This window comes from Novosphingobium resinovorum (assembly GCF_036352595.1).
GTDB lineage: Bacteria > Pseudomonadota > Alphaproteobacteria > Sphingomonadales > Sphingomonadaceae > Novosphingobium > Novosphingobium resinovorum_B.
Genome location: NZ_JAZFAX010000014.1, coordinates 33,906 through 43,845 on the forward strand (window position 1 = coordinate 33,906; position 9,940 = coordinate 43,845).

11 protein-coding genes and 1 tRNA gene are annotated in these 9,940 nt (G+C 64.7%); all 12 read right to left on the bottom strand.

All coding sequences use genetic code 11. From position 1 onward, the window contains the following. Positions 1-6 precede the first annotated feature (6 nt). Positions 7-705: an HK97 family phage prohead protease gene (locus V2S85_RS14515; RefSeq protein WP_330703554.1), complete on the bottom strand. Its 699-nt coding sequence runs from the start codon at positions 703-705 to the stop codon at positions 7-9. Beyond that, a complete protein-coding gene (locus tag V2S85_RS14520) occupies positions 705-2,009 on the bottom strand; it encodes a phage portal protein (protein ID WP_330703555.1) in 1,305 nt (434 codons plus the stop codon). The genes V2S85_RS14515 and V2S85_RS14520 overlap by 1 nt, the downstream gene beginning before the upstream one ends. Then, a complete protein-coding gene (locus V2S85_RS14525; protein WP_330703556.1) occupies positions 2,006-3,823 on the bottom strand; it encodes a terminase large subunit in 1,818 nt (605 codons plus the stop codon). The genes V2S85_RS14520 and V2S85_RS14525 overlap by 4 nt, the downstream gene beginning before the upstream one ends. Further along, complete coding sequence (locus V2S85_RS14530; protein WP_330703557.1) at positions 3,768-4,190, bottom strand: hypothetical protein; 423 nt, start codon at positions 4,188-4,190, stop codon at positions 3,768-3,770. Before V2S85_RS14530 ends, V2S85_RS14525 begins: the two co-directional genes overlap by 56 nt. A gap of 542 nt (positions 4,191-4,732) precedes the next feature. Continuing rightward, on the bottom strand, positions 4,733-4,918 hold the full coding sequence (locus tag V2S85_RS14535) for a hypothetical protein (protein ID WP_330703558.1): 186 nt from the start codon (positions 4,916-4,918) through the stop codon (positions 4,733-4,735). 115 nt (positions 4,919-5,033) lie between these two features. Continuing rightward, positions 5,034-5,109, bottom strand: a tRNA-Thr gene (locus V2S85_RS14540). Between the two features lie 100 nt (positions 5,110-5,209). Continuing rightward, the gene (locus tag V2S85_RS14545) at positions 5,210-5,872 is read right to left on the bottom strand and encodes a hypothetical protein (protein ID WP_330703559.1); all 663 of its coding nucleotides are present in this window, start codon (positions 5,870-5,872) and stop codon (positions 5,210-5,212) included. Next, a complete protein-coding gene (locus tag V2S85_RS14550) occupies positions 5,865-6,032 on the bottom strand; it encodes a hypothetical protein (protein ID WP_330703560.1) in 168 nt (55 codons plus the stop codon). Before V2S85_RS14550 ends, V2S85_RS14545 begins: the two co-directional genes overlap by 8 nt. Then, entirely contained in the window at positions 6,029-6,547 is a 519-nt protein-coding gene (locus V2S85_RS14555) for a hypothetical protein (RefSeq protein WP_330703561.1), read from the bottom strand. Before V2S85_RS14555 ends, V2S85_RS14550 begins: the two co-directional genes overlap by 4 nt. A 276-nt stretch (positions 6,548-6,823) precedes the next feature. Beyond that, positions 6,824-7,360 carry a hypothetical protein gene (locus V2S85_RS14560; RefSeq protein ID WP_330703562.1) on the bottom strand — a complete coding sequence of 179 codons (537 nt, stop codon included), beginning with the start codon at positions 7,358-7,360 and terminating at the stop codon, positions 6,824-6,826. Beyond that, positions 7,317-8,546: a DUF1376 domain-containing protein gene (locus V2S85_RS14565; protein WP_330703563.1), complete on the bottom strand. Its 1,230-nt coding sequence runs from the start codon at positions 8,544-8,546 to the stop codon at positions 7,317-7,319. The genes V2S85_RS14560 and V2S85_RS14565 overlap by 44 nt, the downstream gene beginning before the upstream one ends. Then, on the bottom strand, positions 8,546-9,940 hold the full coding sequence (locus V2S85_RS14570; RefSeq protein ID WP_330703564.1) for a replicative DNA helicase: 1,395 nt from the start codon (positions 9,938-9,940) through the stop codon (positions 8,546-8,548). Before V2S85_RS14570 ends, V2S85_RS14565 begins: the two co-directional genes overlap by 1 nt.

The window sequence follows — 9,940 nt, forward strand, 5'->3', positions numbered from 1 at the left end:
ATGTCCTCAGAGCTTGGGCAGGTCGAAGCCTGCGATGGCGTCGGAAATGGATTTGATGTCGCCGGCGCCCGCGGACTCGCTCCGGAGCAGGTGGTCGAGGCCGTGGCTGGCGATTGCCGCAGCCTGCGATTTCGAGAAGGGAAAAGCCTCGCGCAGTGCCTTCTCAAATTCGGGTTTCGTGGGAAGCTGCCCCCGCTCAAGCTTGAACTTCACCGCTTCCACGCGGGCGTCATCCTTGGCGGGGAACGTGACCAGGCTGACCTCCACGAGATCCAGCTTGATCAGGGTGCGGATGCCGGTCTTTTCGTCGTAGGTGGCCTGGCGGACCCAGTAGCCGATCGACAGGCCCGTGACGGCACCAGCCTTCAACAGGGCGTGCGCTTCGCGCGCCTGGGCAACGTCATCCTTCAGGAGGCGGCCCTTGACCTTGAGACCATGACCATCCTCTTCGAGGAAGTCGTATACCCCGATCGGCTCGGCCGTGCGGTGCTGCCAGAGCACAGGAACGATTCGGGACTTTGCCTTCAGTTCGGCAAGACTTTCGAGGAACGCGCCCTTGGCGACGACCTCACCATAACTGTCGGGATCGCCGCCGAAGACTGAGCCGTAGCCTTCGAACGAGCCGTCTTCCGCAACGTCGCTGGCCTTGATCGACAGGCTGAAGTCGCGGACCTTCAGCTGACCATGCTTGTGGTGCATCAGCATCACGCGTCTTCCTTCTGCTTCAAGGCGGGCAAACCTTCGGGGAAAAGCCAGTCCATCATGGAGCGGCGGGCAGCCTCACTGCCGGTGCTGGTGATTTCTCCGAGCTTGCCGGCCGGGATCATGTTCGACTGGATGGTAAGGTCATCGCCGCCCGACAGCGGCGGCAGGTTCTCAAGGCGGCGGACCTCGTTGCGGGTCATGATGCCGTTCTGCACCATCTGCGCGTAGAATGCGGAGCGCGCGGCGCTGTCCGCGCGCAGCAGCCCTTCGAGATTGAATTCCACCGTGATCGTCAGCCGCTCGGCGGCGGTCAGCAGCTGCTTTGCGATCGCCTGCTCGATCCGCTTCAGGCGCTCGCGCAAGCCGAACATCAGCCAGCCGAGCGTCTGGTTCTCGATGCTGCTGCCCAGCTGGGTGTTGCCCGCCGTGTGCCCGACCATGTGCGGCGGTACGCCGAACCAGCGACAGCCATCCTCAACCGAGAAATGACGGCTCTCGATCATCTGGGCATCGTCGGCCTTCATCTCGATGGCCTGCCAGGTGAGCCCGGCTTCCAGCACGAGAGGCTTGCCGTTGTTGTCGCCCGCGAAGGGCTCGACCACGTACTTGTAGATGTCCGCACGCTGGTCAGGCTTCAGCGTCTGGTTATTCTGGGTGGTCAGCACGCCGGAGGGCCGCAGACCGTTCTTGTACATCTGCGCGGCAGCTTCATCGGTGGCCATCGCCAAGCCGAACGAATGGCGACCGAACGCCAGAGTGGACAGGCCGCCCAGCGGTGAACCGCCGAAACCCCTGACGTGGAACATTTCATCCTGGCCGATGTCGACGGTCTGGCCGTTATCGGGATACCGATATCGGATCGAACCGTCTGCAACACGACGCGCATGGACGACTTCGGGGCGAAGCGGCGTGAGCGCGATAATCTTTCCGCCGCGGCCGCGCGTGATCCGCGCGAATGCGTCTCCCCACAATTCGAGGCTGACGCACATGAACTGCCAGAAGTCGAGCGCCGTCTGATCGGCGTTGGGACTGTCGTGTAGCAGGCCGTAAAGCGGATGGGCCTTAGCGATCTTCCGGCTGTCGTTGGCGCCGTCCTGATAGACCATGAGCGGCAGCGAGGAGATGGTGCCAGACACCAGCCGCACACAGGCCCACACCGTCGAGAGCGTCAGCGCATTGGTAGCGGTGACGCTCTTGCCTGAATAGGACGGAGAACCGAATACGCCCTTCCACGCCGAGGGGTTGAGCAGTGATAGCGCGGTGCGAAGGCCGCGCATCATCTTGCGGCCAAAACCGAACCTCATGCCGCCTGCGCCCGCATGGCAGCGAGGTAGTCATCCATGCCCTCGTCTTCCGCTTCGGTCGTCAGCATCATCGGGGCAATCGCATGGACGGTGGAGTCGACACCGTCGATCTTGTTCATCGACATCGGCGTCTCCTTCTTCGGCAGGATCGAACCGTCGATGCGACGATCCACGACGGCATTGCCGACGCACCAGGTCATGACGGGGTTGGCGTCGTGGCGCAGCAGGTGCGGGCCGGCGATCACGCGGGCTTCCAGATTGCGGGCCGGGTTCGTCACGTTCTTGGCATTCTTGGGCAGGATGAACGCGAAACCGTCCCCGTCATCGAGGTCGGTATTCAACCGGACGGCCATCTCTTCGGCCGCCGCGAAGTGGTCGAAGTTGACCTTGAGGACGCGGAGCACCGACTTGAGGCGGCGGATAAGCCGCTCCACGCGGGCCTGATCGACCCAGTCCCCGGCGGTGGTGATGAGCTTCCCCTGCTTCGCCCACTGCCGGTAAAGCTCGGCGTTGTTCCGGTCGCTCTGGCCGTCACGGTTCAATACGGCCTCGGGCAGAAAGAACCACGTCTTCACCAGCAACTGATCGTCGGCGGTCACCGCCGCCAGAGTGACGGCGGTCAAGTCGCTCTTGTGCGCCAAGTCCGCGCCGACGTAGCAGTCCAGCCCGGCGAAGTCCCGGAGCCGCAGCGTGCTGTCGCCGCATGCGATCCACTGAGGGACGCTGAGCCACGCCGACGCCGCCGACATCCACCGGTTCAAGCGCTTCGTAAAGAACTCGCCCTCTTCGCCCGGGGCACCCTTCGCCTTCACCGCCAGGCGCCGCATCGATGCGAGGCTGGGCGTGATGGGCATCAGCGGGTTGGCCTTTGGCCAGTTCTTCTCGTCGTAAGGATCGTCACCGACCTTCCGCTCGGGCGTGAAGTCCTTGGGGCCGTCAAGGGTGAAGATGATGCCGAAGACGTGATCGGCGACGATCGCTCCATCCAGCATCTTCGTGGTGAACGTCCGCTGCTCGTAGCAGACGCCATCGAGGATATAGCCGGCGGTCGTGATCTTCCAGTACAGCGGGTTGCGCCGGGCACCGTCAGCAGAGTGGACGACGTCGTAGAGCCCGCGGTCCTTGTGCGCGTGCAACTCGTCGAGCACCGCGAGATGCGGGTTGTGGCCGTCCTGCGTCGCCGACTTCGAATTGATGGTCTGGATCGTACCGCCGTTGTCGTCGCAGGTGATCGCCCGCGCCCATGCCCGGAGGCCGAACGCCTCCTGCAGGTCCGGTGTCTTCTGCACCATAAGCTTGGCCGGGTTGAACACCTTCTGCGCCTGCGCGCCGGTCGTGGCGCCGATCAGCACCAGCGGCCCCGGTTCGTCTTCGCAGCAAGTGCAGTACAGCACCACGCCCGCGGTCAGCGTCGACTTGGCGCCCTTTCTCGCCATCTCGATGTACGTGTCAGTGAACCGGCGAAGGCCCGTCTTCTTGTCGCGCCAGCCGAACACCATCGCGAGGATGAATATCTGCGCCGGCTCCAACGTGATCGTCGGCGTTTCCCACTTGCCCTCAACGTGGGGCAGGCCTTCGATGAACTCGCAGACGTCGTTCGCGTACCAGGGATCGAACTTGAAGGGCCAGTCGCGTTTCTTGGACCGCTTCAGGTCGTCCAGATGGCGCTGGCCCGCCAGCCGCACCCACTTGCAGTGATTGACCTGCTTCTTGTCGGCCGCCGCCCGCTTGGCATACGCCAGCGCGATGGCGGCGAAGTCACGACCGGTTTGCTGCGCCGCGCTTGGCAAAGCGGTTTTCCGGCTTTGCGCCATTGGGCGAGCCGACGCCAACACGGCTCTTCGGCCCCGCGATCCTGAGGAGCTCCTCGTACTGGCGTAGCACCGTCAGGTAGGCGGCAGAGGGCAGATCGCCCTCCGGATCCTTGAAGGCGACGCGGACCTCCGCCTCCAGCGAGCAGTACCGGGCGAGCAGCGCGCTATCGACCTCGGACACTCCGGCCGCCATCACGCGCGGGAGCACCTCCTGCCAGACCTCGATCGCCTTCGGGGTCAAATATTCGGGCTGCAGCGGCGGTTCGCCGGGGACGATGATCTCGGTCTTGAGGCCGTCACGGACCTTCTGGAACGTGCCTCGGTCCAGCTTCGTGCTGGGCGTCTCGGGCTTGGGTCCGCGCTTCATCGACGGGCCTCCATAAATTTAATTCGGGTCAGAAGTTTAATCCGCACGCGCAAAAAAAAGGCCTCCCGCGCGCCAGAGACCCCCTCACCCCCCTGATTTTCGACCCGCCCCTCCCCTCGGGGCTTCGGCGGGCGTTTCGACAGGTTCGGTGAGGGTTTCATGAACGGATCGGCGTGGCCGGGCGAGTCGGCGCCCATCCGCAGGTCAGCGCGGTCGGTTCGTTCCGCGTCCGTTCTCGATCCGGGCTTTCTCGCCGTCGTGATGGCGCTTGCAGAGGGACCGCAGGGGTCCGGTGGCGAATGCTTCCCAGTCGCCTCGGTGCGGCGGGTGGTGATCTGCGACGGTGGCGCGGGTCACGCGGCCATCCCGCTCGCACATCCAGCATAGGGGCTCGGCATCAAGCTGAGCTTGCCGCCTGCGCTTCCACATGGCGGTGCCGTACCATGGCTTTGTCTTGGCCCGGTACTCACCATCTGGGGCGCGGACTACGATTGACTTGGCCCGAGGCCGCAGCCTCAAGCTGGGCGGGCGGCTGGACAACGTCAGTCTTCCGGCCCGCTAAGATCCACCACGACGCAGGACGCGCCAACACCCATCACCCGCGCTGCCAAGCGCATCAGCCACACACCAGCGAGGATGCGGGCGCGGGTACGGCGCATACCAGTGACTTCGGCGTTGAGCGTGATGCCCTTCATCACCTCACCCGCCGGGATCGCTACTGTCGCCATGCTGGCCTCCATGGGTTCTATCTCTGGCGAGGGCGGCAGGCCTCGAACCTGCAACCTCCGGTTTTGGAGACCGACGCTCTACCGAGTTGAGCTACGCCGACGCACGAGAGAGGGATGGTGCCGCCACAAGGATTCGAACCCTGGACCGTCCGCTTACAAGGCGGCTGCTCTACCACTGGAGCTACGACGGCGAACGGGATGCGCAATGAAAAGCCCGCTCACCTTTCGGCTGCGGGCGCACGTGATCTTCACGGTATCTATTTGCACCGTTTCCGTGCCCAGCGCAAGGGCTTATGAGGCCCCGCGCTGGTAGGGCGCCACCGCCGCAATCAGCAGTGGCAGGCCTCGAAAGAATTCCTCGCGAATGATCTGGCGATGCGAGCCCGACTTCGGCATTAGTTTCACGACGGTACGTGGCTTACGCTTGCCCTTCCCGACGTCGATCCAATCGACCTCGCGGCTACCGTACCGCTCCATGGCCGCCTCGGAGAACGTCAGGTCCATCAGGGCCACGGCGCGCAGCGTATGCACCAGCGCGCCCAGCTGCCGCTCAATCCCCCGCAACGTGGTCGCGCCGAATGACCTTGCCTCGATCGCCGAGATCGCGCCGTGTGATCCAGCCGCACCGCGTGGCCGTACATCGAGCGCGCACTTGGTCTCCGACATCTCGCTCATGTCGAACGCGCCGCGGTAGAACCGCAAGGCCTTCAGCTGCTCGGTGCCCAGCCCGTCGATCGTCTCGAAGCGCGGCTGCTTGCGGTAGGCCTTGCCGATTGTCACCCGGCCCTTGGCCTTCACGTCGACGATGTCCTGCTCGACATAGACCGCGTGCTCGCGCTGCTCCGGCGTCGGCTCGAACGGGTTGGCCTTCTCGGCACGAGGAGCGCGATCCTTGCGGCTGGCGCGCTGCTTGGTCTGGGCGGCGATGGCGGCGAGAGTATCTGACTTAGGCATTCGGATTGTCCAGTTCTCGGGCGAGGCGTTGCAGGCGGTTTTCGATCTCGTCCCGATTTTCAAAATAGCGCTCGGGCATGCGCCAGTCCGGCCGGAGCCGCCTGACATCACGCGCGAGGGCGCGAAGCTGGGCGGCTGGTGTGGGGCGGCTGGGCTTCACCCTTGACCGCCGTCACCGTGCGCGATGCTGGGCAGAACGACCTTCAGCACGGCACGGGCAAGCGCGTCCGCGATCTCATGCTGGGTTTCCAGTTCTATCGGCGCGTCGACGTGCCCATATGCCGCGCGACTGTCGGGATCGTCGGCGAATAGGTATTTCAACAGCCGTCTGTCGCGAAGATCATGGAGGATCGCGTCGCGCGCCGCCGCCAGCGCCGATGGTGCGAGCACAAGCTCGGGCTCAGCACGCGCGGCCCGGACGAACGGGTAAGTGCCCCGGATGTCCACCGGGGGATGGGTGTGACCCCAGCAGTCGAACCAGAATACCCCGCCTGTCGCGATTACCTCGGCGAGCTCATCAGGTCCGAACTGCCACTTGCTGATGACATGCGGGTTGCCGTCAAGATCGCGGTACCGGTGGACCCGCAGGTCATAGACCGTGCCAGCGGCAGCGTCCTCCGGCGTCGGAGCGCGCAGGATGGTGTTCGCTTCGGCGAAGGGGATGCCGGTAGCCATTTCAGAAATTTCCTCCCGTTCTGCCGCGCCCGGTGATGCGCACGGTATAGCCCTTGGCCCAGCCGCCGCAGACGACGCCAGACACGGACCCACCCGCGGCGTTGCGGCCTGTCCACTTTCGGCTAAAGGTGTCGTCCTTTGAGCAACCCCACCAGGCGTAATCGCCAATGCGAACGTCGGTGAAACCGAAGTCCTCAACAGCGGAGCGCTGCTCGGCAGGGCTCGGCGCGCAGGCGGCCAACGCCAGTACAGCGACTGCTGCGATAGCGGCGCCCCTCACTTCTCGAACCTCGCCATATCCCGGCGATGGGCGTCCTGCTGAGCTCGGCGCTGTGAGCGCGCGGCGGTAGCAGCCCCGTCTTCCAGCGCGGCCTTCATGCGCTCCAGCCTTTCGATATGCTGCCGGCGTTCCGCAGCGAGCGGATCGGCATGACGGCGGATCTCGCCGACCGACGGGATGAAGCCGTGCGGGCTCTTGCGGATCGCTTCGTCAATGGCGAACGCGACGATGTCGTGCGGGAGGTCGCACAGCAGGTTCGCCGCTTCCGCCATCCAGACCGTCAGATCGCGGTCATCGACGCTGCGCCCGACCATGAACATCGTCCACAGCACGCCCAGCCGCTTCGCGAACCACGGGTATGGTGCCCGCTCCATTGCTCCGGCGAGCGCCTGAAGGACGGCAGGGATCTCGGCCTCCACGCCCTTGTGGTGCGCGAAGTCGAGGGCACGTTCCGTGGTCCATGCGGGCTGGCCGCTGGGCGCGAACTCGCTATCCTCCAGCACCAAGCGCAGTGATGGCGCGATGGACAGCATCGACGGCGCTACGGGGGCGCTGCGCGGCCCCGCCGCCGGTGGTGGCGAGTAGATGATTGCGCTGGTCGTCATCGTCGTAATTTCCTTCTCGAACTTTGCGGAGGTTGGCGGGCTTGAGGATCCAGTCGATCACGGCGACGAAGCCATTGCGGGCCGCGTCGCCGCGCAGGAACGATGATCGCCGGATGATCGAGAGCACCTCGTCCCAGCTGCCGAGGCCACCGATTTCCTTAAGGCGCGCGGCCATGTGGCGCTTGCGCTCGGGAGTGAATTCGACGCTACGGGCGTTTGTCACGAACTCGCGCCGAAGGGCGTCGTGCCTCTCGAATGCGATCTGGGCGGTGTCCGGCTGGTCGATGACGGCGGGCAGGAAGACGCCTTCGGGTCGGTTAGCCTCGCTAATCGACGAGACCGAAGGTCTATCTATATAATCCCTTCCCTTCCCTTCCCTTCCCTTGGAGCCGTTTTTCGCGTGACAATCGCGTGACATACCCCCTTCGTCACGCGTGACATCGCTCTCTGTCACGTGTGACATGGTCGTTTTGGCACTATCTTCACCCTTTTCATCGGATGAGGGCTGCCGGGGATCATCCTTAATTAGGCTGGACTGGTTATCAGGTTCGCCCTGTCCAATATCCGTCACGCGTGACGCAGTACCCATGTCACGCGTGACGTCCGATTTTGTCACGCGTGACGAACCGCGCCGATCTGGTGTGACACTTTCAGGCCGCCCGGCGGCATCCCACTCGTCGAATGTCGGCGGGGTGATCTTCGCGTTCGGATTGCGCTCGTTGTACTTGCGGACCCCTGCGCAGACGGTCCGGTGGCGCTGCTTCAGTTTGGCGTCCCAAGCCTCAAGGGCCTTCTCGGCGACCACGGGATGGTAGAGCATCCCGTCGGAGCACTTCACCCATCCGTGCAGCGCGCCCTCGCGGATCGATCGCCATTCGGTCACCGAGCGACCATATCCGGCCAGCCGCGCCAAGACGCGGTCGTCGTCCGTCAGGCTCGCCGTAGGCACGGAGTGCCAGCTCGCTCCCCACAAGAGGATGTTCGCGAGCACTGCGGCTGGTTCTTCCAAGGCGACAAGGTCGGACTGAGCGAAGCGAACGACGTCCAGCGGCATGTACTGGAAGTCTCGCAGGTCGCACTCTGGCGGGGTCAGTGGCTCCGGCAGGTCGGACATCAGAAGCCCTCCCGCTGATAGAAGTCACTGTTCCGCACGGCTTGATTGCGGCCGAAGAACCACGGCTTTCGCCGACACAGCGCGCCCTGGCGGTTCTTCGCCGAGTAGACCTCCATCTTATCCTTGGATGCGGCGAAGTCCTGTTCCCACTTCTCGCGCTTCTTGTCGGCGGCGTCAGGTTCGGATCGCTCTAGATAGTACTGGTCACGGTAGACGAAAATCACGATGTCGGCGTCCTGTTCGAGGGTGCCGCTGTCACGCAGGTCGGAAAGCTGGGGGTGCTTGTCCTCGCGCTGCTCGACGCCGCGGCTCAGCTGCGACAGGACGATGATCGGGATGCGGTTGCTACGGGCGGCCTGCTTGATCGACTGGCTGATGAGCGAGACCTCCTGCTCCCGGTTCACGCGCCCGGGCGGCGGGTCGATCAGGCCCAGATAGTCGATGATGACCAGTTCGAGCTTATGGCCGCGCCGCTCGAATTGCCGCGCCTGCTGCCGGATCACGAGATTGATCTGATCGGCGCCGAAGGTCTCGGGGTCGATGATGACGAGCGGCCAGTCCTGCACCTCGTTTTCGATGCCGCGCAGCAGGGCCTTGTCCCGTGCGGAAAGAGCGCCGTCGCGAACCTCCTGCATGCCCGCATCGCCTCCGGCCTCGGCGAGCAGATCGGCTTGGATGCGAGGCATCAACTCGACGATGTCCATTTCCCGGCTGACGTAGAGGACTCCATGCCCTGCCTGCGCCGCGCGGCGCGCCACGCTCAATGTCAGCGCCGTCTTGCCCATGCTGGGGCGACCGCCGACGAGGATGTACGCTCCGGGCCGCATGCCCTTCGTGACGTCATCCCAGTCCTGAAGACCGACCAGCCGCACGCCGGGCGCGGTGGTGCCAGCCGCGATCTCGTCGATGCGGTCATTCGCCGCTGTGAACGCTTGGCCCAGCGTGTATGTCCGCGAGTTGAGCCCCGGCGTCGCCTCGGGCGGGACTTCGCCTTGCGCAGCCACCGCGTCGATAGAGAGCGACAGGTCCGCGCAAGCGCCAGCCGCCGAGGTGAAGCGCGCCTGCATCTTCCGGCGGGCGGCGAGGTCGGCGACCTGCTCCGCTAGTTCGCGTGGAGCGAGCATGCCCTGCCCGTCCGCCGTCAGCCGCGCGAGGTACGACACTCCGCCCAGACGCCGCAGGCCGTCGTCCTCTTCAAAACGCGGGCGCAGTAGGACCGGTGTGACCGGCTTACCTCCGGAGTGAAGTTCCAAGACGGCCGCGTACACCCGCGCGTGCACCGGCTCGTAGAAGTCGGCAGGCCTCAGGCGTTCGCAGACAAGATCGATGATCTCGGCGCTGCCCTGCATGAGAGCACCGAGCAGGGCCGCTTCAGCCTCAACATTCGCGAGCAT